35 protein-coding genes, 1 tRNA gene and 6 pseudogenes are annotated in these 22,371 nt (G+C 51.9%); 15 read left to right on the top strand and 27 right to left on the bottom strand.

Going from position 1 to position 22,371, the window contains the following annotated elements:
• Window positions 1-4: 4 nt before the first annotated feature.
• Entirely contained in the window at window positions 5-526 is a 522-nt protein-coding gene (sfmF, locus tag QMN93_RS02880) for a fimbria assembly protein (protein WP_039263992.1), read from the top strand.
• A 51-nt stretch (window positions 527-577) separates the two neighbouring features.
• Here the strand turns inward: sfmF and fimZ are convergent, their stop codons facing one another.
• From fimZ to QMN93_RS02895, 3 genes are all read right to left on the bottom strand, one after another.
• Window positions 578-1,210 carry a fimbria biosynthesis transcriptional regulator FimZ gene (gene fimZ, locus QMN93_RS02885; RefSeq protein ID WP_033144828.1) on the bottom strand — a complete coding sequence of 211 codons (633 nt, stop codon included), beginning with the start codon at window positions 1,208-1,210 and terminating at the stop codon, window positions 578-580.
• An 800-nt stretch (window positions 1,211-2,010) separates the two neighbouring features.
• Window positions 2,011-2,739, bottom strand: coding sequence for a response regulator transcription factor (locus tag QMN93_RS02890; protein ID WP_047061272.1), 729 nt, complete (start codon window positions 2,737-2,739; stop codon window positions 2,011-2,013).
• A gap of 24 nt (window positions 2,740-2,763) precedes the next feature.
• On the bottom strand, window positions 2,764-3,462 hold the full coding sequence (locus QMN93_RS02895) for an EAL domain-containing protein (protein WP_182383131.1): 699 nt from the start codon (window positions 3,460-3,462) through the stop codon (window positions 2,764-2,766).
• 278 nt (window positions 3,463-3,740) lie between these two features.
• Here QMN93_RS02895 and QMN93_RS02900 point away from each other — a divergent pair.
• Window positions 3,741-3,817, top strand: a tRNA-Arg gene (locus QMN93_RS02900).
• A 15-nt stretch (window positions 3,818-3,832) separates the two neighbouring features.
• On the opposite strand, the gene QMN93_RS02905 is transcribed toward QMN93_RS02900, so the two are convergent.
• From QMN93_RS02905 to QMN93_RS03005, 21 genes and pseudogenes are all read right to left on the bottom strand, one after another.
• Entirely contained in the window at window positions 3,833-4,990 is a 1,158-nt protein-coding gene (locus QMN93_RS02905) for a tyrosine-type recombinase/integrase (protein ID WP_239695466.1), read from the bottom strand.
• Window positions 4,873-5,208 (bottom strand): helix-turn-helix domain-containing protein, encoded by a 336-nt coding sequence (locus tag QMN93_RS02910; protein ID WP_071978126.1) that lies wholly within the window; start codon window positions 5,206-5,208, stop codon window positions 4,873-4,875. The genes QMN93_RS02905 and QMN93_RS02910 overlap by 118 nt, the downstream gene beginning before the upstream one ends.
• Window positions 5,209-5,216: 8 nt before the next feature.
• Window positions 5,217-5,417: a hypothetical protein gene (locus QMN93_RS02915; protein ID WP_182383132.1), complete on the bottom strand. Its 201-nt coding sequence runs from the start codon at window positions 5,415-5,417 to the stop codon at window positions 5,217-5,219.
• Between the two features lie 197 nt (window positions 5,418-5,614).
• Window positions 5,615-5,878: pseudogene (locus QMN93_RS02920) on the bottom strand (dATP/dGTP pyrophosphohydrolase domain-containing protein); the annotation flags it as partial.
• A gap of 66 nt (window positions 5,879-5,944) precedes the next feature.
• Window positions 5,945-6,184: pseudogene (locus QMN93_RS02925) on the bottom strand (DUF4222 domain-containing protein).
• Window positions 6,147-6,593, bottom strand: a complete 447-nt coding sequence (locus QMN93_RS02930) for a phage protein NinX family protein (RefSeq protein ID WP_193139622.1) — start codon at window positions 6,591-6,593, stop codon at window positions 6,147-6,149. Before QMN93_RS02930 ends, QMN93_RS02925 begins: the two are co-directional and overlap by 38 nt.
• Window positions 6,593-6,742 (bottom strand): annotated as a pseudogene (locus QMN93_RS02935) (TraR/DksA C4-type zinc finger protein); the annotation flags it as partial. The pseudogene QMN93_RS02935 and the gene QMN93_RS02930, both read right to left, overlap by 1 nt.
• 2 nt (window positions 6,743-6,744) lie before the next feature.
• Window positions 6,745-6,900: pseudogene (locus QMN93_RS02940) on the bottom strand (DUF4406 domain-containing protein); the annotation flags it as partial.
• Window positions 6,897-7,115 carry a hypothetical protein gene (locus tag QMN93_RS02945; protein WP_323619398.1) on the bottom strand — a complete coding sequence of 73 codons (219 nt, stop codon included), beginning with the start codon at window positions 7,113-7,115 and terminating at the stop codon, window positions 6,897-6,899. The pseudogene QMN93_RS02940 and the gene QMN93_RS02945, both read right to left, overlap by 4 nt.
• Window positions 7,112-7,714: an HNH endonuclease gene (locus tag QMN93_RS02950; protein ID WP_193139619.1), complete on the bottom strand. Its 603-nt coding sequence runs from the start codon at window positions 7,712-7,714 to the stop codon at window positions 7,112-7,114. The genes QMN93_RS02945 and QMN93_RS02950 overlap by 4 nt, the downstream gene beginning before the upstream one ends.
• The gene (locus QMN93_RS02955) at window positions 7,698-8,339 is read right to left on the bottom strand and encodes an MT-A70 family methyltransferase (protein ID WP_323619395.1); all 642 of its coding nucleotides are present in this window, start codon (window positions 8,337-8,339) and stop codon (window positions 7,698-7,700) included. The genes QMN93_RS02950 and QMN93_RS02955 overlap by 17 nt, the downstream gene beginning before the upstream one ends.
• Window positions 8,336-8,488 (bottom strand): DUF1317 family protein, encoded by a 153-nt coding sequence (locus QMN93_RS02960; RefSeq protein WP_047357022.1) that lies wholly within the window; start codon window positions 8,486-8,488, stop codon window positions 8,336-8,338. Before QMN93_RS02960 ends, QMN93_RS02955 begins: the two co-directional genes overlap by 4 nt.
• On the bottom strand, window positions 8,485-8,913 hold the full coding sequence (locus tag QMN93_RS02965) for a regulator (protein WP_323619392.1): 429 nt from the start codon (window positions 8,911-8,913) through the stop codon (window positions 8,485-8,487). The genes QMN93_RS02960 and QMN93_RS02965 overlap by 4 nt, the downstream gene beginning before the upstream one ends.
• Window positions 8,910-9,527: a lambda-exonuclease family protein gene (locus QMN93_RS02970; RefSeq protein ID WP_323619390.1), complete on the bottom strand. Its 618-nt coding sequence runs from the start codon at window positions 9,525-9,527 to the stop codon at window positions 8,910-8,912. Before QMN93_RS02970 ends, QMN93_RS02965 begins: the two co-directional genes overlap by 4 nt.
• Complete coding sequence (gene bet / locus QMN93_RS02975; protein ID WP_109963117.1) at window positions 9,524-10,270, bottom strand: phage recombination protein Bet; 747 nt, start codon at window positions 10,268-10,270, stop codon at window positions 9,524-9,526. Before bet ends, QMN93_RS02970 begins: the two co-directional genes overlap by 4 nt.
• 18 nt (window positions 10,271-10,288) lie before the next feature.
• Complete coding sequence (gene gamL / locus QMN93_RS02980) at window positions 10,289-10,570, bottom strand: host nuclease inhibitor GamL (RefSeq protein ID WP_323619388.1); 282 nt, start codon at window positions 10,568-10,570, stop codon at window positions 10,289-10,291.
• 7 nt (window positions 10,571-10,577) lie between these two features.
• The gene (locus tag QMN93_RS02985) at window positions 10,578-11,546 is read right to left on the bottom strand and encodes a hypothetical protein (protein WP_323619385.1); all 969 of its coding nucleotides are present in this window, start codon (window positions 11,544-11,546) and stop codon (window positions 10,578-10,580) included.
• Between the two features lie 70 nt (window positions 11,547-11,616).
• On the bottom strand, window positions 11,617-11,826 hold the full coding sequence (locus QMN93_RS02990; protein WP_103856788.1) for a cell division protein FtsZ: 210 nt from the start codon (window positions 11,824-11,826) through the stop codon (window positions 11,617-11,619).
• Between the two features lie 150 nt (window positions 11,827-11,976).
• On the bottom strand, window positions 11,977-12,234 hold the full coding sequence (locus QMN93_RS02995; protein WP_032668229.1) for a hypothetical protein: 258 nt from the start codon (window positions 12,232-12,234) through the stop codon (window positions 11,977-11,979).
• 160 nt (window positions 12,235-12,394) lie between these two features.
• A complete protein-coding gene (locus QMN93_RS03000) occupies window positions 12,395-12,625 on the bottom strand; it encodes a hypothetical protein (protein ID WP_045899640.1) in 231 nt (76 codons plus the stop codon).
• A 219-nt stretch (window positions 12,626-12,844) separates the two neighbouring features.
• Complete coding sequence (locus QMN93_RS03005) at window positions 12,845-13,186, bottom strand: hypothetical protein (protein WP_072253670.1); 342 nt, start codon at window positions 13,184-13,186, stop codon at window positions 12,845-12,847.
• A 426-nt stretch (window positions 13,187-13,612) separates the two neighbouring features.
• On the opposite strand from QMN93_RS03005, the gene QMN93_RS03010 reads away from it, so the two are divergent.
• The gene (locus QMN93_RS03010; protein ID WP_054830145.1) at window positions 13,613-13,822 is read left to right on the top strand and encodes a hypothetical protein; all 210 of its coding nucleotides are present in this window, start codon (window positions 13,613-13,615) and stop codon (window positions 13,820-13,822) included.
• A gap of 27 nt (window positions 13,823-13,849) precedes the next feature.
• Here the strand turns inward: QMN93_RS03010 and QMN93_RS03015 are convergent, their stop codons facing one another.
• From QMN93_RS03015 to QMN93_RS03025, 3 genes are all read right to left on the bottom strand, one after another.
• Window positions 13,850-14,158, bottom strand: coding sequence for a hypothetical protein (locus QMN93_RS03015; protein ID WP_225381483.1), 309 nt, complete (start codon window positions 14,156-14,158; stop codon window positions 13,850-13,852).
• Complete coding sequence (locus tag QMN93_RS03020; protein WP_054830130.1) at window positions 14,159-14,593, bottom strand: hypothetical protein; 435 nt, start codon at window positions 14,591-14,593, stop codon at window positions 14,159-14,161.
• A 161-nt stretch (window positions 14,594-14,754) separates the two neighbouring features.
• Complete coding sequence (locus QMN93_RS03025; RefSeq protein ID WP_015571542.1) at window positions 14,755-15,447, bottom strand: helix-turn-helix transcriptional regulator; 693 nt, start codon at window positions 15,445-15,447, stop codon at window positions 14,755-14,757.
• A gap of 105 nt (window positions 15,448-15,552) precedes the next feature.
• Here QMN93_RS03025 and QMN93_RS03030 point away from each other — a divergent pair, with 105 nt between their 5' ends.
• The 12 genes and pseudogenes from QMN93_RS03030 (at window position 15,553) to QMN93_RS03085 (ending at window position 22,062) form a co-directional block, all read left to right on the top strand.
• Window positions 15,553-15,786 carry a helix-turn-helix domain-containing protein gene (locus QMN93_RS03030; RefSeq protein WP_054830129.1) on the top strand — a complete coding sequence of 78 codons (234 nt, stop codon included), beginning with the start codon at window positions 15,553-15,555 and terminating at the stop codon, window positions 15,784-15,786.
• A gap of 30 nt (window positions 15,787-15,816) precedes the next feature.
• A complete protein-coding gene (locus tag QMN93_RS03035) occupies window positions 15,817-16,362 on the top strand; it encodes a toxin YdaT domain-containing protein (protein WP_323619380.1) in 546 nt (181 codons plus the stop codon).
• 11 nt (window positions 16,363-16,373) lie between these two features.
• Window positions 16,374-16,451 (top strand): annotated as a pseudogene (locus QMN93_RS03040) (replication protein); the annotation flags it as partial.
• Complete coding sequence (locus tag QMN93_RS03045) at window positions 16,446-16,592, top strand: hypothetical protein (protein WP_015571544.1); 147 nt, start codon at window positions 16,446-16,448, stop codon at window positions 16,590-16,592. The pseudogene QMN93_RS03040 and the gene QMN93_RS03045, both read left to right, overlap by 6 nt.
• A complete protein-coding gene (locus QMN93_RS03050) occupies window positions 16,585-17,484 on the top strand; it encodes a hypothetical protein (protein WP_023294192.1) in 900 nt (299 codons plus the stop codon). The genes QMN93_RS03045 and QMN93_RS03050 overlap by 8 nt, the downstream gene beginning before the upstream one ends.
• Window positions 17,474-18,490, top strand: a pseudogene (locus QMN93_RS03055) (DnaB-like helicase N-terminal domain-containing protein); the annotation flags it as partial. The gene QMN93_RS03050 and the pseudogene QMN93_RS03055, both read left to right, overlap by 11 nt.
• Before the next feature lie 49 nt (window positions 18,491-18,539).
• Window positions 18,540-19,229: a bacteriophage antitermination protein Q gene (locus tag QMN93_RS03060; RefSeq protein WP_323619378.1), complete on the top strand. Its 690-nt coding sequence runs from the start codon at window positions 18,540-18,542 to the stop codon at window positions 19,227-19,229.
• Window positions 19,230-19,469: 240 nt separating this feature from the next.
• Complete coding sequence (locus QMN93_RS03065; RefSeq protein WP_323619377.1) at window positions 19,470-20,015, top strand: hypothetical protein; 546 nt, start codon at window positions 19,470-19,472, stop codon at window positions 20,013-20,015.
• 251 nt (window positions 20,016-20,266) lie between these two features.
• Window positions 20,267-20,422, top strand: coding sequence for a hypothetical protein (locus tag QMN93_RS03070; protein ID WP_162185056.1), 156 nt, complete (start codon window positions 20,267-20,269; stop codon window positions 20,420-20,422).
• A gap of 427 nt (window positions 20,423-20,849) precedes the next feature.
• Window positions 20,850-21,152 carry a hypothetical protein gene (locus QMN93_RS03075; protein WP_000783336.1) on the top strand — a complete coding sequence of 101 codons (303 nt, stop codon included), beginning with the start codon at window positions 20,850-20,852 and terminating at the stop codon, window positions 21,150-21,152.
• Window positions 21,152-21,685 (top strand): lysozyme, encoded by a 534-nt coding sequence (locus tag QMN93_RS03080; RefSeq protein ID WP_323619374.1) that lies wholly within the window; start codon window positions 21,152-21,154, stop codon window positions 21,683-21,685. The genes QMN93_RS03075 and QMN93_RS03080 overlap by 1 nt, the downstream gene beginning before the upstream one ends.
• 44 nt (window positions 21,686-21,729) lie before the next feature.
• A complete protein-coding gene (locus tag QMN93_RS03085; protein ID WP_323619373.1) occupies window positions 21,730-22,062 on the top strand; it encodes a DUF2570 domain-containing protein in 333 nt (110 codons plus the stop codon).
• The last annotated feature ends 309 nt before the right edge of the window (window positions 22,063-22,371 follow it).

Consider the following 22,371-nt stretch of genomic DNA (forward strand, 5'->3'; position numbering starts at 1 on the left):
CGATATGCGAAACAGGATCCGTTTTCTCACCGTAGCGCTCTTTGCGCTTTGCACGCAGGCTCAGGCGGACACCGCGTTGGGCGAGATTAACATTCGGCTCTACGGCAATATCGTCGATTTTACCTGCGTTGCCGAGGGCAGCGACAGCGACAAGGCCGTCCCGCTGGGCACCTGGCCCACGAAACAGCTCAGCACCACCGGGAGCCGCACGCAGCCGATGCCGTTTACGCTGAAGCTGACCGGCTGCCCGCCGGGCGCGGCGTCCATTACATTTTCGGGTAAAGCCGACGGAAGTAATAGCGGCCTGCTGGCGCTGAATGACGCCAGTACTGCAAGCCATGTCGCCGTTGAGATCAGGGATGCGGATAAAACGCGGCTGGCGCTTCAGCAGGCCAGCCAGCCGGTCTCGGTTGATGCGCAGGGAAATGCGATTCTGTCATTTTATGCCAATTATATTGCCACTGCCGATAACCCTCAGCCCGGACGGGCTGATGCGGATGCCACCTTCATGATTAATTATAATTAGCACTGACCGCACTCCCTGCAGCTCAGATAAGCTGCAGGGAGTGAATTCAGGTTATAGCAGCTCGTGGGCTTTAGCGTAATCAATTAATTCCACGATGCTTTGCACACCCAGCTTGGAATAAATATTGGATTTGTGCGCGCTAATGGTCTTGTTGCTTAATAGTAGCTGTTCAGCAATTTCCTTGTTGGATAATCCATTCGCCAGATACCGTAATACCGTGACCTCGCGATTCGATAATGGCATATCTACTGCCATCCCTTTCCCTGAACCCAGGTGGTTTATAAAGTTCAACGTCTCTGACGGGAAAAAGGAATAGCCCATCAGAATCATTTCTACGGCGTTGTAGATCTCCCCTAAATCTTTTCGTTTACTGACGAAGCCATTTGCCCCGGCGCGAATGGCGCGACCCGCGTAAAATAACTCTGATTTAGACGAGAGGAACAGAACCTTAATGTTCTTGTTTAAGTTTCTGATTCTTTTAAGTAAAGCGAAAGCATCCGTGCCCGTGAGTTCAATGTCAAGGATCACCAGATCGATAGGGTGATTGCGGATACAGTCAAGGACTTCATGGCTATCGCCAGACTTGAGCTTGACTGTGATATTCTTATTTTTCTGTAGCAGGACTTCTATCGACATTCTGACGATAGGATGTTCGTCCATAATGATAACGGATGCCGGTTTCATTTTTAATGCCTCAGATTGTTAAAAGCGTTATGCAGAGTTTGGTAAAACTCTCGAAATGCCGGAAGGATATAATGTGCAGATCCCTATACCGTAGTATTTCCCTGGAAAGAGCGAAAGCATCCTTGTTTACGTAATGAAAAGAACTATGCCTCAGCGCGGTCATCTCATTAGGCTGGTGTTGGCAAAAAGGTTTTTCTTATTCATATTTGATACGCATCTTATTATACAGGGTAAGTTTTTTCCGAAAACCCTGTAAATTAATATGAGGGTATTGGTTTGTATTATCTTCTGGATCTGAATCGCTATTTTTTTAAATTTAGCGGAAATATCCTGTTATCTCATTTACCGCATATTTTCATCTTTATGTAATAACAAAAAATAACAGATATCTCTGTATGTTGATTAATTGTTAACAAAAATACGCCTCTTTGAAAGGGACGAACCCGCAAAAGTGAGGTTAAAAATTGCCCTCGCAGGCCGTCTGACCTTCATCTGAAAGTGCTTGCGCCGATCCGGATAACGGCATCTGGTGCACAGGAGAACGTGCTGCCCGCTTTGCTTTTTACTCCTGGCAGTTGTCGCTAAGCTGCTTGTTTTTACATCATTATCATCTTGTTAACGCCTTCTGCATTCGCTTAACGGATGGAGGAAAGTGCTGCCGTTCCGCTAATCTGTGGCATTTCACAAGGTTCACGCCCATGAATTAGGAATAGTTATAAATTCGATTTTATTGTTAAAAATTAACATTTACGCAACGCAAGTGGTAAGTAAATTCTTAAACCGCTTTAGGAAATAAGGGGTTAGGAGGTGAGTGAAAACGTGCAGTCTGAGAGGTTATTAAGAAGATGCAGCAATTCCTGGCGATGGCTTAGCCCCAGCTTCAGCAGGATGCAGCTGAGACGATAGATAATGCGGCTATAGGGGCGATTCTGCATAAGGGCAATCTGACGCAATGTCTTGCCCCGGGATAGCTCCTGCAGAATGGGCCATTCGTTGCGCGAGAACCAGTCTTTCTCGGTTCCCGGCGGAGGGAGGGGATCCTGCAGGCTGTGCTGGAGCGCGGCGGCGTTCAGCTGACGTTCGAGCACATGAAAGGGACCTGCCGCTTTGCAGAAGAGGCGGGTGTCGTAATTATCGGCCCGGACCAACAGCCAGGGCGTCAGGAACGGAGGAAACAGGCTATGCCGTCTCAACTGATCCAGTTTCTCCAGAAGCCCCGTGGATCGGCTTTCAATATCCACGACCAGACGGGCTGAGGGCCACTGCGTCTGAGCGATAAGGGCGTCGTCCAGCGTGGCGTAGTCGCAGCAGCTGCTCAGGGGAAACTGCCCGTTGAGAAAACCGGTGCGCAGGTAGTGATCCTCCGTCACCAGAAGGATAAACGGGGCGTCGGTTTTGCGGGGCTGGCTGATGGACTGGCTCAAAAATTCGAGCCGGTCGAAAAAGGGGGGAGCAAAAGGTGAGCGCGTAAATCCCAGTGCATCACTTCCTGTACGCCGCCGCCGGTAACGGCGCACTGTCATTCGCATGGTCTCCCTCCTGGAAATGGCTTTTTAATCCTCCGGCCATGTCCAGGACGGCCAGTAATATCCCTGGCCGAGGTCTGCGCCTGCCTGCAGTGCCCAGGTACGATCGCGTTCAGTCTCAATACCTTCAATAAGCACTTTCCCGGCAAGCTGAAAGCAAAGGGAAACCAGTTGCCTCAGCGCAGGGGTGTCGCGTAAACGCCAGAATGCTTCCTTATCTATTTTGATGCCGCTTAACGGGAGTCGGCAGGATAAAAACGACTGCACTGTGACGTCATCCACGTCATCAAGCCAGATTGCGTGTCCCTGTCTGCAAAGTTGCCGCAAATTTTGAACGACATGCTGCTTCTGTACGAGGGAAAGCGCCAAAAAGGACGCGAGGTCGACAATCTCAATATTGAGCGGCACGCCTGGCAACCGGATAAGTCGCTGAAAAGACGCGGGCTCTGTCAGGACGGTTATCGGCAGATTAATAAAAAGATTATGACCGCGCGGCGTATTTTTTAACGCGGCAAGCTGCGCTTCAAGCAGCGTTATCGACCACTCTGCGGAGCGATCGCAAAAAAAGTTCTCGCTGTCCCGCGTGTCGGACAGAACGCTAAGGACCTCCACGCCAACCTGGCGCAAGGAGGAAAGGGCGACGATGGGCTCAAGCTTAATGCCGACGATGTCCTGAGAAATGTACTGTAACCGGGGGGGCGTATCGATCAGGTTTTGCGCTGTCACTCCATTGTCCTGTTGTCTGTCAGCCTCCAGGCGGCCGGGATACCTGACTCTAGTGTGACGAGCTGACGGTCAGGAAAACAGCAGGCGTTACTTAAATGCAACTAAGCCTTTTCGCAGCGCTAAATTTTACGGTGAAACAGGGCGAAATGTTGAGAAAATAGCCGTATTTACAATCGGCTAGCGGTAATTGGCCCTGAAAACGGAAAAGGCATTGACTCACCTGCCATTGACCGTATAATTCTTCGCGTTTCACCACCGCGAAGTACACGCATATCAGTGCGCCCTTAGCTCAGTTGGATAGAGCAACGGCCTTCTAAGCCGTAGGTCGTAGGTTCGAATCCTACAGGGCGTGCCATTTAGAAACAGGCACTTACGCCAGTTTTAAACCAGCCTGATTTTCTCCTTGTGTCGTATTTGTGTCATGGTTGCCAAAAATGGCATCTATTTTCCGTGCGTGCTCGCTTAAATGATTCGGCGCCAGGTGAGCATAACGACGGACCATTTCGATTGACTCCCAGCCCCCCATTTCCTGCAGAACGGACAGCGGCACTCCGGACTGAATTAGCCAGCTCGCCCAGGTATGCCTGAGGTCGTGAAAACGGAAGTCCTCTATACCCGCTTTTGCCAGGCCAATGCGCCAGGCGCTGTTATCATCCACACGCATTTTCCGGACCGCGGGTGTGACAGTTTTATCCGGGCGCGTCGATGGTTTCGTGTGAACGAATACCCACCTGGAACTTTTCCCGATCTGATCCCTTAACACCCTGCATGCGGTATCATTCAGAGCCACGCCGATAGCCTTGCCCGCCTTCGCGTTCTCCGGATTTACCCATGCAACCTTTCTCTGCATATCGACCTGCTGCCACTCCAGATCAATGATGTTGGAGCGGCGCAGGCCGGTTGCCAGCGCAAATATCACCACCGGCTTTATCGACTCCGGCATGCAGGCGATAAGCCGTTCTGCCTCTTCCCTGGTCAGCCAGCGGATGCGTTTGCTGATTGGCTTTTTGGTCTTAATGACGGGGGCCGACTTTATCCATCCCCAGTCATTAGCTGCAGTTTTCAGCAGCGATCGCATAAAAGACAGGTGCTGGCTCTTTGTGGCCTGGCTTACCGGCTTTTCAGTGTACGGCGGCGGCTCCTTTCCCCGGCGTATAGCTGCGTCCCGGCGCGACTCCCACACCTGGATGTGCTTGCGGTTGACCATCTTCGAAACTGCTTCGTTTATCTGGTCCGCCGTGATGGTCGAAATATCCCGGCCGGAGAAATGCCGAAGGAAGTATTCTATTTTGGTCTTATCGTCATCGAGGGACCGCTTATGCTCTTTCTCTCGGATCCACCTGATGCAACATTCCTCAAACGTCCTCGTCGGCAGTTCCCCGATTTTATCCACCCGCCACGCTTCAGCCTTCAGCTTGTCGTGCAGCTCCTGCGCTTGTTTCTTGTCCCCCGTGCCAAGAGATCGTCTAATTCTTTTCCCTGACGGCGTAACGAAATGACAGTGCCAGACGCCGCCTCTGAGGGTGATTGACATAAAATTTCTCCTTTATGTTCACCCGCGCTCGCGGAAACAGGATCGCGCGGGTCATGTAAATACGCAATACAGGCGACGTCGGTCGTGCGGTATTTGTTCCCGATCTTCTTCCCGGCGAGTTGGCCGGAGTCGATGAGCCGATAGACGGTACGCTTCGAGGTTATAAGGAGTTCAGCCGCCTGTCTGGCGGTTAGCGTTTTGGCTTCAACCATCTCCCCTCCTATGACATCGTTTTATAAAACTGCGGACCGTCTGGCGTGGCCGCGCGTAATTCATTTTTCGTATGCACTGAATAATTTCTGTCGTCCCACCGCACCCAGAACTGCGGATGGTCGCCGTCCGGATCCTGCAGGCTATCCACCACGCCATGAATTCCTCCGGTCTTCTTCTGGACTATTGCGCCCACATTAAAAGCAGCCATTGCACACCTTCCGGTTCGTGAAGAAATGAGATGAGAGCGCCCAGCGCCATAAATGCGGCGATGAGCCAGGTCATGGGGTTTGAATGCATGGTGAACTCCCAAAAAGAATGCCCTCACAGCGGAGGGCAAAAGGGATGACGTTGCAGTGCTTTCGCACCCAATAGCCAGCTCATAACTGGCTATCAGTTGCGTCATGATTTGATGTGAAGGCGCGGTTCGCCGTCTTTCGGCTCCGGCCACTGGCGAGCCATATTCACCTTCAGCTTTTCTTCCAGCGCCGCGGTGATTTGCTCATCTGTGATACCGGCGCGCCGCTGCGCGTCCCAAAGCAGGAACTGCATATCAGCCCACTCGCTGAGGTCGCCAGGATCGGCGGCAGCTTCCAGCGCTTCTTTCGAAAGGTGTTTCAGCGGTCCGATAGGGCCGACATTACCGAAGGTCTTTTCTGACCATTCAGCGTGGCGCCGCCGGATCAGGTTTCTGGTGAACTGTGATTTCTTCGATTCGTAAGTTTTCACGCACTCTCCTCATGCCGCGCGCCGGGCACGCAGCGATTTAATGTGCTCGCTCGTCTCCAGTTCGGCGCGTATCTGTGCCGCCTCATGGTGATCGAGGTGCTCAAAATCATTGTTAAAACGGTCGATTGAAGCGGTGTTTATCCGGCCCTATCGCCAGTAGCGGACTATCTGAGAAGTGCAGCTGTGGATGATTACAGGCCAACCATGCTGGTCAGCGTAAATCTGACCTCGTTGAATTAGCTGGAACATCGGGAAGCTCCTGCATTAAGAGGAAGGTAATCATCGCGGCGCGCAGGGGGTTCTTCTGGTAATCAGTACCGCAAGTCCGGTCCAGGTTTCGCGTATGGCACCAGGTAGTTTGTGGCTCTGTGCTGTGGTCACCGTCAAACTCGATGGAGATTCTGTGCTTGGCGATCAGCTGCCAGGCCACATCGGCGTCATTGCAAAAATCAAGGCGATGTCCGTTCTGGTGAGTAACGAAAACAGAGCCGTCTTTGTTGCGCAGTCCAGTTTCTGTACCTCGGCCCCAGCACCATCCATCGCTAACGTATTGGCGGTGGCTAACTTCCTGCGGATCGTCGGTGTAAAAGCCCGTGAGGATAAGTTGCTTTATTACCAACGCATTGATTTCATCGTCAGTTAGCATGGCGTAATCCATCAAGACCCCCTTTGCTTGCGTATAAGCTCCAGATCAGCCTGGCAACTGGCGCACGTTTGGCAGCCGGGAACGGCAGCGCGCCGCGGCTCGGGAATTGGTTCGTCGCATTCTTCACAACGCTCAGCTGATACGGCGTTGCGGTTGAGTCGGTGATGTCCATGTACTCGGCCTGGGTTAATCCATCTGGTAGACGGGCGGGATTCAGAACAATATGGCCTTTCGACCAGAGATGAAAATGCGCATGGTTAAAAGCGGCACGGTTAAAATTAGGTAGGCCGCTCATCGGCCCGGCAATATAAACTTTCACGATTCCACTCCGAAGCGGCGATTAAGCCGCCCTGTGTAAACGACGAACTCCAGGAGGCTAACTCCCAGAGATTCAATTTTCTTGTGATGCTTGTTGATGATGGGAGGCACCGTTTCGTTCCAGTTTGGCTTTGGCTTCTTGCGCATGGCCTGCTGGATTTCCTCGGTGCGGCGGCGGCAGGCGGCGCGTATGGCGTTGTCATTTTCTGGCGTCATGCTGCCCCCGTTTTCACAACATCGATGGCGCAGCCGGGTAGCAATTTTCTGGCGGCTAACTCGTTTTCATGCGGAAAGTTAAGTCGCGCATATTCGCCGAATAGCTCGCGAGCAGATTCGTCGTAAGCATGAGCGGCCTCTTCAGCCGAACGGTAGTAGCCAAGGTGGCGGCGCTCACGGCCTATTGTGATATTTGCACGGTATGGTTTTGATAAGTTATTAGCCCGAGAGACGCCTTTATATCCCGTTAAATTCGCTCTGCTTAACTCTCGGTTGTGCTGGTTCTGATTTAGCGTAGCCAAACGCAAATTGGACCATCGGTTGTTCGTTCCGTCATTATCAACATGATCGATGTGATACTTTGGCCATTCACCTGTCACTATCAGCCAAATGAGACGATGCGCGCGATAGAGGCGGCCAATCCTAACTTTGACGTAAAGCTTTCTACCGTTCCCACAAACCGAGCCAGCAACACTACCTTTCTGGACTTTTTTGCGACAAGTCTTCCAGGTCAGCAGCCCTGTTGTGGGGTCATATTCCAGAAGCTCTCTAACCATTTCGGCAGTTAATTCAGGGCAGTTTCTACTCGGCATTTTCATATCTCCCAGGAACAAGCTTCACATCGCCATCAACTTCATTCCCCCAAGCATCCCATCCTGGCGCTGCGCTGCGGCTAAACAGTTCAATGCGTGGCACTTCACCGTAAAGCAGCTCTAGCCGGTGGCGCACTTCCCATGGCTTTTCGCTGTGCGCGCCGAGCGGGCTGTAGACCACCTGCTTAATCCCGGCGTGCTTTCGTTCCAGCCCGGCGCCGCTGGTAGCAATCAGCAGATCTTCGGTATTGGCCCGGGTGTGGTTTCCTCCGTTCATGCGCGTCTCGGCGTTAAGCAGATCGAGGAAGTCGTAAAAGTCGGTGACTTCACCCTCAGCCAGCGCCTTGTTGATGCGCAGTTCGGCATTCTGATTCAGCTTCACCCAGGTAAAGCCCTTCATCGTGCGAACTGTAAATCCCCAGGCCTCGGCCAGTTCGATAGCCTCCTGGTTATGCGTGCCGGTGTACCACATCGCCAGCACCGCGTTTTCGGCGGCAAGTTCCCACACTGGCAGACGCTTGATATCGATTAACTTCATGGTGGAGTAGTGATCGGCAGCGGCCCCGTTACTGATGGTGTTGCCGTAAGACCATGGCGGATCGACATACAGAAGTGAGTATTTCGCTGTCATGCCGCCTCCTGCCTTTCCCGATATTCCTCAGCGAGCCGCTGCGCCTTTAATGGATTGCTGACCACTTCACCCCATGGCATTAGCCAGCCGTTACCAATGAAGGGAAGGCACAGTGTGCCAACCATGATGTCGTCGTGAGCGTGAGTCATAGGATGGACTCCATTTCGTCGATGTAGAGGCCCTGAGCAATCAGGCGGCTACGGCGTTCTGCACGTTCAATGCACTCCTGCCGCCTGCCTTCCTGCGATTGCTCAATGGCGCGCCGGGTGGACAGCCGTGATTTACCCTGTGGTGTTACGACCTTTGGCTTCGTGACCAGGTCGAATGTCCGGTCGCAGATGCCGTCCTCGTTGATCCATTTTGCCGACTCAACGATCTGCGCTATCTGTCCGGTGCCGCGGGTGATGCCGTTTGCGACCCGGTTAAACTCGATGAGCGTTACGCCAAACTTCTCGGCGATTTCGCTACCAGTTACCGGGCGGCCGCGCGTCTGAATCATCCAGATAACGCGCTCACGGAGCCCTGAGAATTGCCCGGTTCGCCCGGGCCGGCGATAGAAGGGTGTGCGTTTCATGCTGCACGCTCTGTGATTTTCTGGATTTCAGATTCCAGATCTGCAATGAAGCACTTAACCTCAGACTCGATTTCGCGCGCCAGCTCTTCATCGAAATGAATGCGCTTCTTGAAATAGGCGAGGTCAGGCGGCAGGCGATCATCGAAACTAACGAAATCACACCATTTCCGCCCGGTGCACATCATCTGCGCATGCATTTGCAGCATGTACTGGCGCTTTGGCTCGCCAGTTTTCAGCGTTTCAAGATGGGTCCAGGTGTTGGGGCATTTGATTTCGATAAGCCCGTCGTCGTTGACAAGTCCGTCCGGGCTGGCTGCGAATCCGGGTATGGTTGGGTGATCGATGAGTCCAACCTCAGTGATTTCCGCATCGAACTCATTCAGCGCGTACATTTCGCGGGCCACTGGCTCAAGTTCAGTGCCGCGCATCATCGCGGCATTCGAAAACCCTTCCTCCAGCTTCCCGGTCAGCCGTTGGCAAATCAGCTCGGCCATGTAGTTCTGGCGGCTGGTGGAGTAGCCCGACTTAGTCCGGGCCATGACATCAGCCAGGCGACTGGCAGTGACCTTGCCGCAGCGCGCAGCAAACCATTCAGGGGTGCGTTGCTCCATCATTCAGCCTCCGTCTCTGCGACATTGACAGGTTCGGCGTTGTCGACAGCAAGACTCATGTCATACATGCGTCGCTTCTCAACTGCGCCGATAACCTGCTTCTCTTCAGCGCTCAGCGCCACCCAGAACTCCTGATACTTGACTGTTCCAAGGCGCGCGGCGGACTCACCTTTTGCGATCAGATCCGGGCGACGGCTATCTGATTCATGGCCCGCATGAACCTCTGCCGCTGTTCCTTCAATAACTCGCTCTGCCTCGTCCTGGTCGAAGATGCCAGCGAAACCAAAGGCCAGACGCGCGCACTGGATCAGCGTCTTGTGGCGAAGCATGCGGGTAGGGTGGGACTGCCATGGCTGAGTGTTGCGTTTGCACTCTCCCATGTACTCGGTGACGATGGTCGGGTGCTTACGGTCTTTGCGGTAAATCTTGCAGGTGCACGCGCCTTCCTCCTTGTCATATGAGAACTCCATGCCGTCAAACTGAGGGTGTTCGTTAATAATGCGAGCCCATCCATCAACGCCGACGACCGGAACAATCCCGCCTTTATCTGGGAATGCGTAAATCTCTTTGGTCCATGGGTTCAGGCCATACTGGTTGGCGACGATCAGTAGGGCTGTAAACTGCTCGTCCGTGACGTTGCCACCTTTGAACGCTGTATTCTTCAGCGTATTCATCAGGTCTGTACCGGCATCCATGCCGAGGCGTGCGGCCAGTTTCCCGGCCATGGTGGAAAGTGCAGTACTCATTGTTAAATCCCTCAAAAATTAAAACGGGCAGGATGGATGAAGGCGATCCCACTCTTCTTCTGCACGGTCGTAGCAAAGTCGAGTGATATAGTCGTTGTAATGCTCAAGTGCCTTATCACCGGTTAGCGCCAGAGTGGCTGCTCCTGGAAGGAAGAGAGAGCGCATTGAAAGTGGGTCTTTCGGGAACATGGCGATCAGTTCTTTCGCCCGGTCGTCGATCCACTTCTCTTTCTCGTCGGTAAGCTGCTGCTCCACCCAGCGCCGATCTTCGATGCGGTCGTAAGTGAGGTATGAGTTCATGGTTGCCTCAATAATTGATTGAGCTGTTTCTGACTTGCCGTTTAGCCAGCAGCTCAACGGCTTTTCGAGCAAACTCTTCCGGAATTCCGCCTTTAACAAAATCATCCTTGGCTTCGTTGTTAATGCGCTTCTGATGAGCGATGTTAGCCGCACGCGCTGCTGCCTCATTGGCAACTCTCTTTTCTTCGGCCAGGCGCTTCTCTTCTGCCTGCTTTGCCTTAAGGCGCTCAGCCTGAACCGCTGCAGCCTTTTCGCGCTCCGCCCGAGCTTCTGCTTCCTTCTTCTCGCGTTCCGCACGCTGTTCCGCTTCGATGCGCTGGCGTTCCGCCAATTCAGCGCGGGCTTTCTCTTCGGCTTCACGGCGCGCTGCGGCTTCAATCTCCGCTTTGTGCTTCGCTTCGGCATCGCGGCGGGCTTGTTCTGCTGCTTCGCGCTTAATGCGCTCTTCGTGCTCACGCTGAGCCTGTTCCGCCAGACGGCGCTGCTCTTCGCGGTCACGGTCAAAATCCTTGTTCATCAGTAGAGCCATTTCGTGGTCCGCTTCGAACTTGGCAGCCAGCTCCTGATCGAACCTGATGTTCATCTCCAGCGCTTCGGCGTGCATCGCGTTCATGGCTTCTTCAGCCTTAATGCGTTCCTGCTCGGCTTCCCATTCGGTGAGTGGGCGGCGGGTCGCATCGCGCAGCTCGTCGCAGGCATCAACGAATCGCTTAATTTCGGCCTCAGCCGGACGCACAGCCTCTTTCAGGCGCTTCAGGTACTCACGGCCCGGCTTTTCGATTGCCGTCTTGCTGCGGGACACCTGCGCTGCCAGAGAGGCAACACGGTCACGGCCTTTCTTCGTGGACAGGTCCGGCACTTCGTTTACAGCCTGGCGGATTTGCTCAAGGTACGCGTCAAGGCCGCCCGCTACGTAAAGCACTGGGGCCTGTTCCGGCTTGATTTCGATGACAGTTAAGTCCGTTACTTCGCTCATGGTTTCTCCTGAAATTTGGATGTGCAGATGCCGCCCGCGTAATGCCAGGCCGATCGGTTGAATAGGGTGGTTAGTGCTGGATAGGGTTGCCGTGACCGTCCAGAAGAACGTCAATTACGCAGTCACTTAGGCGTATGATTTCTGCATCGGTGTGAAGGTACACCCATTTGCGCTCCTGAATGACTGCTGAGACGCGATAGGTGCGACCTTCATGCATTGCCATCATGCCGGGCGTGATGCACTGACGAATGAGCGGGGTGGTGCCGTAGTGGTGCATCATACCTTCACCTCAACCTGTTCCAGGAGTCCAGCCAGCTTCATGTCCAGCGGTTCAGCGTCAGCTTTTCACGCGGGTTCGATACCGACGTCAGCTGCCACTCGTTATCGTTGAGCTTTTTGGCGGTGTACTGCTTGCCGTTATGGGTGACTGTCATGATGCCTCCCGGGCGTGGAGCATTGCATCAGCCAGCAGGTAAGCTCTTGATGCTATCCCATCAACAGTTTCGAAGTAGGCCCCTTCAGGCTCTCCATCAGCACCTCGCGCAGCAACTATCAGCGCTTTTGCAGCGAAATAATCGCGCAATGTCATGCCGCCAGAGCTGACTTCGAAACCATGTAAGTGACCAACTTCGTCGCGCTCCACGATAGAATCGCACGGGAAAGCGCGCCCTCCAGTTTTATTGCTCATAAATCCTCTTGGCCTTATCGCGGCGAACGGAACGGTTAATACAAGACTTCAACGCACTTTTATGTGTTTCAATGGGCGGTGGATGACCGCCGGTTGTCATAACTAAGCAACCTCTGTGAAGTTGCTGAGGTATGCCCGATAAAAAACCCGCCGGAGCGGGTCAATCGTTTGTTACTGTGTAACCTTCGTTTTCAAGCCAGCGAACCACATCAGATTCATCCATTGCATCAAGAAGTGATTCCGCCGTGTACTCAGAAATAATTTCTTCAGGCTTAACACATTCAACTAACTCGATACTGTCGATATCGATTTCCATATGCCTATTCCATCCGTCGCCGTATGGGTTAATAGAGTTAATTTGCTTAACTTTTAACGTCGCATCTATTGCCATCGCCTCACCCTCTGTCGTTACCCGCTGATGCGGGAGAAATGCTTTGGTGCTGGCTCCCCACTTTCAAGCAGCAGGGAGGGCCGTCGTCGCCTTGGTGAGCCATTACCTCACCAACTAGCTGATAACCGTCTGCCAGCCCAAAACATTCCAGTTAGTGCCGGGATGTTTATCCGCGCCCGGCGCGCGCTTTCCCGCTATTCCCCAACAGCAAGAAATCGCTTACTCTTTAATCTCCCCAACAGTAGAAAGGATATATTCATGCAAACCATGCGGACCGTGTGCCCTGACTGCGGAAGTGAGATGTTCAACCAGCCCGATGATTTTGACTTTGAGACAAATTTCACCGGCGTCAGTTGTGCTGACTGTGGTCGAGAAATCACTAAGGACGATGTTGTCAATCAGGCCACGGACACGGTCAAAAAACAGATCGACGACATGCTCAGGAATTCCCTGAAAGGAACTGGCTGGAAGTTCTAATAGCTTTAAAAGCTCCCCGGTCTGAGTAAGCACCTCGCTGGCGTCTACGTTAAGCAGTAGTGGCGCCGTTTTTTTATCTGACATATACACCCCTCTGATTGTTTACCGTCAGCCCCTCGCAAAGAGCTGCTGGTAAAGATTCCCCGATGTTCGGGAACTGAGCAGCAAACCATTCCGGTGCGGAGTCCTCTTCGTGTGCTATACCCGCCACGCGTTACACACCTGCCTCAATCCCATTGGGCGCCATTTCAATTTGCCAGGAGCGCTCCGGGTGATTTACTGCTTGACTGAATTCTTAATGAGCAGGCGACTTGCTGTCCGCCGCTGGCTAACTTCGCTCAGCTGTCGATGTTTCGTTTCGATGGGCTTATTAAAAACCATAGTTGTTTTATCGTCAACAACAATAGTTGTATTAATGATTAATGTGGTTTTATTTGGTTGTTTTTAAACGAAATTTATTTTTAGCTCCGATGATGGTATGTTTGAAAAAACATCAAAAAGGAGTGGGTAATGGACTTGGATGAAGAAAGAGTGAACATGATGGTTCACGCCATGGGGCGGGCGGTCATGGAGTTGTCACTGGCAGATTTACCTATGACCCAGCAAAACATCATCGACAAGCTGGAACGGTACCGGAAGGAAACGGGAAACGTGATAGGTAAGGGGGCTAACAGGGATGCGGCGGAGTTGGTGCGGAAAGGTAGTAAGGCTGTGAAGTAAGCATTAAAACCCGGCCTGGCGCCCGGGTCATTTGATAAAGTATTTAGAAAAGACAGCTATAAGCACAGTTATGACTAGAGCTGTAATGATTTTCCATGTTTGAGCATTCAACTCTTTATGTAGCTCTGTCTTTACTGACTGAATATCTTCTTTTGAGGCTAGCTTGTCTTTGATGATTGCAACATCGGTTACAAGGGTTGCGACTTTTGTTTCAAGCTCTTTCACTCTCTGAAGCATATCGTCACCTCCGCCACTGCCGCTACCATGCTCAGTATTATGAGGTGCATAATTTTTGTTTTCAAGGTTAGGCCTGTTTAATTTAAAAAGCTCTCCCATCTACTCAAAATCCCCCGCTACGATAAAGTGACTTTCCTTAACATCAATTAGATTTCCCTTTTTCCCGTCTGCCCCGCTGTCATAGAGGGAAACCTTCGCAGTGTATAAACCTGGGTTCGTTAACCTTATGCCTTTCAGGTAGAAAGAAGAAACGGAGGAGTAGTGGTCTTTGTTTGGATATCCACTACCTAATACGTTGAAAGTACTTTCACCATCGAATGCAGGATCAATGACAGATTTATCATTAAAGGTTACGTCAATCTCGTTCCAGTAAATTTTAGATGTATCTGTTAAAAATCCGCAGGTTACGACTAATGAATAGATCTTAAGTGGGTCAACATCAAAAAGAACCACGTTTGGAGTGTTAAAACCGGCAGCCGCCATTCCTTCCTGCAATAAAGTGGTATAAACAAATAAAACCTTTTCATAAATCATAATCTTAATTCCGCAGAAAGGAACTTAAACCAGCCGCAGCTTCGTCTCTATCCAAAAGTCTCATCAGGCCACCATAAGCACGATCGCAACAACCGAGAGCAAAGTAACCACGCCTACTATCAGATATTCTCTTATCACCCAAACACCTCATCAGGCCACTGCTACAGTTTGTTGTAAGCTATCGATTCATGGATCAGCGCTTTTCCCATGATGTAGAGCTGGTCCTGATTCTCTTCTGTTACATACCAGTCTTTGTAAGCCGGGTTATCTGAAAGCACGGCTAATTGCAGGCCCTGCATTTGCAGACGCTTAACATGGAAGTGCTGCCCAAAGACAAATGCGTATACTCCGTCAACCTTGAAGTTCCTCACTGACACATCGAAGAAGAGGCGATCACCAGACTGAATCGTTGGACACATACTGTCACCGTCTACAGTCATCACCTTCACATCATGCTGTGCGCGATTGCCGAAGAGGGCGCGGGCATGCTCATTTGTGAACTCAATAGCATGCAGAACTTCTACAAACTCAGAAATCATGAATGATCCCGGTCCCGCACTAACAGTGAGGTCGAGAACGTCTACGCGGAATACGTCCGAAGCTGCATTAGTTAATAAAGCTGCCCCTGATTGCTTTCCGTCATTAAGCATCGCCCCTTCTCCAGAGCTGAGCCAATCAGGCATTACCCCGAGCGCGTTAGCAATTTCCACAAGCTTGGTGGTCTGGCTGGCTTTTCCTGTTTCAATTTTCTGAATAGCCGCCTGGCTAACACCCACGAGATCCCCGAGCGCCTTTTGTGTCAGGCCTCGTGCCGCGCGTGCTTCTTTCAGTCTTCCAGCAAGTGTCGTTTTCATAAGGTTAAATGTACAACCGTGGTTTTATTCCATCAAACGAAAATGGTTGTTGACTAAATACAACCATAGTTTTATTCTTCGTTTATATTCACTATGGAGGTTGTTATGAACCCAACCATTAAAACCGCTATCACCATCGTCGGGTCACAAAAAGCCCTTGGTGAAGCGTGCGCAGTGTCGCAGCAGGCGGTTTACAAGTGGCTACACAACAAAGCGAGGGTTTCTCCGGAGCATGTGAACAGCATCGTAAAAGCAACTGGTGGCGAGATTCAGGCCTACCAGATTCGCCCTGATTTGCCGACGCTGTTCCCGTCACCGGCCGACAATAACGCCGCCTAACCGGCGGCCCTAACAACGAAAGGGAAAGCAATGCATTCACTTGCGTATCAACAAGGTAACAAATTTTCGCCAACTGCGATGATTTACCAGAATCGCCGGGAACCTGATTCCAGGGCGTTAAACATCGATGGGATCCGCGCAGCTGTTCGCGCCTGGGCAGCTGATTGCCGCAGCCGTGAATTTGTCGCGGCGCTGATTGTTGAAGAGTGGCGGGCAACCGGCGGCACCGGTCTGGATATCCCGACTGACTCGCACCGCCAGATGCAGAAGGTATTCCGCTGGATTGATGGCGACACCGAATACGCCGCCAACAACATTCGCCAGCTGGCCCCGGCAATCATGGCCGCCCTGCCGCTGGAGTACCGCCATCGACTTCTCCCAGAGGACAGCTTCATGTCCCGCTTAGCACGACTTGAGAAGGAAACGAGTGAGGCGAAAGTGGCCGTTGCGATGAACGCCCCGCGTCACCAGAAGCTCAAGGAACTCAGTGAGGGGATCGTAGAGATGTTCCGTGTCGACCCGGACCTGACCGCGCCGCTGATGGCCATGGTCACTTCAATGCTGGGGGTTATGTGAGAACTACAGAAATGGCGAAAGCCGGTCTGCGCGAACAGAACCGACTTTCTGGTGCAAAAACGACAGTAGTTGCAGGAGGAATAATGGCAAAAAATCCACGCTATTACCATACCGCTGTACATAAAAACATAACCCGCGACCGCTTCATCCGCTCGGTTAATCCGATTGTGGCAGAGAAGATGCGCGCCATCCTGGAAGAGCTGAAACGTAAGGAGAGTGGCCGTGGGTAACGTATCCAATTTAGCCGAAGCCAGAGAGGCCAGAAGGCTCCAGAAACCGCGCACGAATGACGGTAAGGGGTTTGCCTTGCTGCACCGTAAAATTATGGATGTGCCGTTCTACAAGGACGCTGAGGCGGCTCATTTATGGGTTCACCTGCTCCTGCGCGCTAATCACGAACAGACACTGGTATCGACTGATGTCGGCGATGTGATCTGCGAACGCGGAGAGTTCATTACCGGGCGAAACACGCTGGCAATGGAAACGGGTTTGACCGCTGATCGCGTTAAATCACTGCTCCGTAAATTCCAGAATCTGGGCATGATCACCACCAAATCAAACAACCGTTTTACTGTTCTAAAAGTGGTCAAATATGACGAATATCAGTCAAATTTTTGTCCAGCCGATGTCCAGCCGGTGTCCAGCCCAAACGCAGTAGTACCAATGCCTGTGGAGGTGGAGTGTCCAGCCGATGTCCAGCCAGTGTCCACAGATAACAATATATTAAATAACTTACTACCTAACGGTAGTAAGTATGTCGCAAATGACCAGAAACCCGCTGAAGAGAAAAAGTCCCGTTTGTCATGCGATGAAGTATGGCAATGCCTGAAAGACGAACTGCCTGAAGCCCGGGGATGGAGATGCCTCACTGATGAGCGACGCAATCTGATCCGCACCTTCTGGGGTAAGGCCAACAAAATTGCCCGCAACCTGGACGGTAAGCCGATGGATATGGACGGTTTCAGAAGCTATCTGCGCTACATCGCTCAGAACTGCCGCTGGATGCTTGAAGACCGACCAGACCAGAAATCCGGGAAGACCTGGCGCCGCATGAAATTCGATAAGTTCCTGACCGAAAAGCTCTACATCGAAGTGCGCGAGGGGGATCGTGATGACCGCTGATTTCATGGCTGTACCACAAAACCTCGAAGCAGAGCAGAGCGTTATCGGTGGCCTGCTGCTGGATGATGACAACAGCGAGCGAGTCCAGAAGGTTCTGGCGATGCTCAAGCCTGAGTCGTTCTACAGCCGACCTCACCAGGTGATCTTTGCCGAGATGCGCCAGATGTTTCGTGACAACAAGCCAGTAGATGGCCTGACATTGTTCGACGCCCTTGAGGGCAAAGGCCTTGCGGAGCAGGTAGGTGGCTTTGCTTACCTGGCTGAGATCGCCAAGAACACTCCCAGCGCTGCAAACATCGTGGCTTACGCAGCATCAGTCCGGGAAGCCGCAATGGAGCGCTACGGTATCAACCGCCTGACCGAAGCTACCGAACTGCTGTATTCCCGCAACGGCATGAGCGCTACGCAGAAGTACGAGGCCATTCAGGGTATTTTCACCCAGCTCGCAGACCATTCAAAAACCGGCAGTCGTCGGGGGTTGAGGTCTTTCGGCGAGGTTATGGATGACTGGGTAGCGGATCTAGAGAAACGGTTTGACCCTTCAGGTGAACAGCGCGGTATGAGTACCGGTATCCCGTCACTCGACCGGCTGCTGGCGCCGAAAGGTCTGGTTAAAGGCTCTCTGTTCGTGATTGGCGCAAGGCCAAAGATGGGCAAGACAACCCTGTACGGGCAGATGGCGATCAACTGCGCGGTTCGTGAGAAAAAGCCAGCGCTGATGTTCAGCCTCGAAATGCCTGGAGACCAGATCCTTGAAAAGCTGGTTGGTCAGAAGTCGGGCATTAACCCGAGCATTTTTTACATGCCCGCTACGGATGACGCCGATGACCAGTACCAGGGCGACTACGACGGCGACTTTAAGAAGGCGATCGCCACAGCTGGGAGACTGAGTGAAATCGACATGCTGTACATCGACGACACTCCTGGCCTGTCACTGGGGCATATCGTTACCGAATGCCGTCGAATTAAGCGCGAGAAAGGCTGCGTAGGCATGATTCTGGTTGACTAGCAAAGCACAGCCAGACCAAAACCAACCAGCCACATAAGGAAGCCGCATGAACAGTCAGCAACTGGAATACGTACGTCAGCAGCTCATTGTGGCGACCGCAGATCTGAGCGGGGCGCCGAAAGGGCAGTTGGTGGCCTTCGCCGAGAACGCGCAATTCACCGCGACCGCGCGCAGCCGGGGGCGTAAGAAAATCACTGACCCGGTCACCGGCCGAAAAGTTAACCCTGACGGCCCGGCAATGAGCGGTAGCCAGTCTCGCGCCAAGGGATCGTCAATCGCGCTGGTGGGGCCGGTTGAGTTCGTTACCGCATCCTGGCGCCGCGCTGTCCTGTCGCTTGAAGACCACCAGAAAGCATGGCTGCTGTGGAACTACAGCGAGAACATCCGGTTCGAGTACCAGGTGGCGATCACTCAGTGGGCTTGGGCTGAGTTCCGGGAGCACCTCGGCGCGAAGAAGGTGGCCGGAAAAACGATGGAGCGCCTGAAGAAGCTTATCTGGCTGGCGGCCCAGGACGTCAAAGCGGAGTTGGTGGGGCGTGAGACGTACGAATATCAGGCGCTGGCGTCTCTGGTTGGCGTAACGCCAAAGAACTGGTCAGAGACGTTTACGGACCGCTGGGTTGAGATGAGGCGCATCTTCCTGCGCCTGGACAGCGGAGCTTTGTTGCAGGTTACGCGATCACGTTCACAACAAAAGGCGACAAATTTCGACAGAAGTCTTGCAAAACTGGATTGAAACGCATATATTTCATGTAAATCTGATATCGTCGCCATAGCTTTGATTGTCGACACAAAGAATTCAAGCCCGAGGTTAACGCCTTGGGCTTTTTCCATTTAAGTTATCCCCGTGTTCAATATGGCTAACGAAATGAGATAAAACTCATTGCGATCGCATTTTTCTTGAATTGTTTAATGTTTCTGCCTACTTGAAGTGGTAATCTAAGCTCCCGATTTACGACTTTAAAGCCAGCACTGAATGCTATCATTAGAAGAAGTTGCCCAACTTACCTATAACACGCTTCAGTCCTATATGGACCAGCGTGGAATTGATTTAGCCGTCGGACCTTTAAGCGATATTGATGCCGGATCACTTGCCAGAGCTTATGGTGAGCTGAATTGGGAGTGGTACATCACTGAAGTTGGTAATCGTGATGATTGCTTTAGCCTTTGTATCAAGCTTGTGACATCACAAGAAAACAAAGTTGTTGAGCATTACCCTGCGGGTGTGGCATTGTGTACCTACTTCATCGACTCAAAAATCTTTGAAGTACATGCAGTTGAAAACTTCGTAAAAGATACAGAAGATCACCCATTGCGTCGTAAGATGGTTTTGTATACTCTATACGCCGCATTGATCTTCATGAACCAGGTAGATGGCGAGGCAATCCGCATTATCGAACCGGTTGAAGATAAAATTGAATACTACCGAAGCTTTGGCTTTGAAATGTTGGCAGACGGTTCAAACGCAATGCATTGTGACTTTGATAACTTTCAACGTGTTCTTGCAGAACGTGCAGGTTAACTAGAATCCTAATTTGTCTACGGGTACTTGTATCTTTGCTACAATGTACTCATGTTAAAGCCCATAGCACTTCGATTAGTAGCTGCTAATCGCATCAATAGCTTAAGACAATCGCTCTAAATGGCTATAGTGTTATGGATGCTTCATATACTAAGTGTTAACATGCTCATGTGAACATAAGCACGCATGCAGTTAGCACGGAAGTGTATGTTTACCTTGGAACGCAGTTTCCTTAGAGGTGATGTATGACTATGAAAAGAGAACGTGTTTTTGACACAATCCAAACTTACAAGAAAGCTGGCGAAGCATTGGAATTTCTGATGAAAATCGGCCCGACTCTTGAAGAAACCGCACAGGCTCCAAGCCAGGAACGTCAAGGTCGCCGCCGCACGCGTCAAGCTGCTTGATAGAGTCCGTTTGGAACATGTGAAAACCCGCTTAGGCGGGTTTTTTCGTATTCAGCATCTGCTTACAAACTTCCAGAACTGACGCCGGTGAGCGACAGTAGTCAAATTTCAGGCCACCTTCGGGTGGCTTTTTCGTTCTTACACAACGGAAATCGCTTTGAGTATGTGACGACATCCCGGTGAGACCAGGCACATTCCCCTGGCGCGGCAAAGCGATCCCCATTGTGATGAAGCTCAGCGGCGAGCTAGGGAATAGTTTTGCGGCTGTAATTCTCGAAAAGTAACCGCAAGGCGCGCGTAACCCAATCGGCAGCGCACAGATGGAAGCTGGTTCGACTCCAGCCATCACGATCATTATTTCAGGCTGCCTTCGGGCAGCCTTTTTTATTTCCCCACACAGCACCCGCACATAGCGAGGTGAGAGACCATGAAAATGAATGATTCAGGGAACATTTTCACGCAGTTCTTCGCGTGGGTAGCAGCTCTGGCGTCAGCCATTGGTTTTACCACTCAGGATATGGTGTTCATGTTCTTTGGCGCCGCTGGTCTGCTGATCTCGTTCGCCTCCTATGTCAATGGTCGCGTGGATGCCCACCGCAGGCGTAGAGAGGACGAGAAGCGAACAAAAATGGTTAATGACTACCTGAAAGGCGTTGGTGATAAACCCCTTCACGAACGTCCTGCGGCTGCAAGCGTGGTCGTTGAGGCATTACAAAAGGAAGGTGAGTGATGGGATCCAGAGCAAAATTAAGTGCTGCTGTTCTGGGGTTGGTACTTGCTGGTGCGCCAGCATCCGTCATTCTCGATCAGTTTCTGAATGAGAAAGAGGGAAACAGCCTTACAGCGTACAAAGATGGCAGCGGCATCTGGACGATTTGCCGGGGAGCTACCACGGTTGACGGCAAGCCTGTTACCCCAGGTATGAGGCTATCGCCAGAGAAATGTAATCAGGTGAACGCCAGCGAGCTGAACAAGGCGCTGGCTTGGGTCGACCGCAATATCCAGGTACCACTGACCGAACCGCAGAAAGCGGGGATTGCCTCATTCTGCCCGTACAACATTGGTCCTGGTAAATGCTTCCCTTCTACCTTTTATAAACGCATCAACGCCGGTGATCGTAAAGGGGCATGTGAAGCAATCCGCTGGTGGATTAAAGACGGTGGCCGCGATTGCCGACTAACCAAAGGCCAGAAGAATGGCTGCTATGGTCAGGTTGATAGACGGGACCAGGAAAGCGCGCTGGCGTGTTGGGGGTTAGATTAGTGAGCCGATTAACAGCAATCATCTGTGCTGTCGTTATCTGCCTGATGTTTTCCATGGCTTGGGCGATTAACCACTACCGCGGCAACGCCATCGCCTACAAAGACCAGCGCGATAGGGCGATGGTCCGTGCAGAAACATCGGAGGCGATCACCAGCAACGTGATCACCACGATGAACGTCATCCGTGAAATTTCACAGGCTACCCAGAATGCAAAGAACGAACTGGCTCAAAAGGGCGAGACGCGCATTGTCTACATCAGACAGGCGCTTGAAGGCGATCCGTGCGCTAACAAGCTTGTTCCTTCTGCCGCTGCTGACAGCCTGCGGGAATTCGCAGACAGTTTACGTGCCAGCCCCAGTGGTGCCGATAAGCGCTGACCTGACCGCAGACACGCCGATCCCAGGAATGATGGTCCCGTTCACGTGGCAGGCAAGTCTGGAGTTAAACGCTCAGCTCTATACGGCGCTGGGGCAGTGCAATCTGGATAAGGCGGGGATCAGAAAAATTGAAGAAGCGAGAAAAAAATAAATTGAATTCGAGAAATGAAAGTAGTAAAAGTCATTCATGCTGTGAGCAGTCCAGCTGAAGAGAAATCATCAAGTGTCAAAAACAAAATTCTGAGCCTCGGCAATCGCCGGGGCTTTTTTGTATCCGCATTTCACCGCGCACCGCAGCGCATTCAACCA

This window comes from Enterobacter sp. R-1.6.2 (genome assembly GCF_035064085.1).
Taxonomy (GTDB): Bacteria; Pseudomonadota; Gammaproteobacteria; order Enterobacterales; family Enterobacteriaceae; genus Enterobacter; species Enterobacter asburiae_B.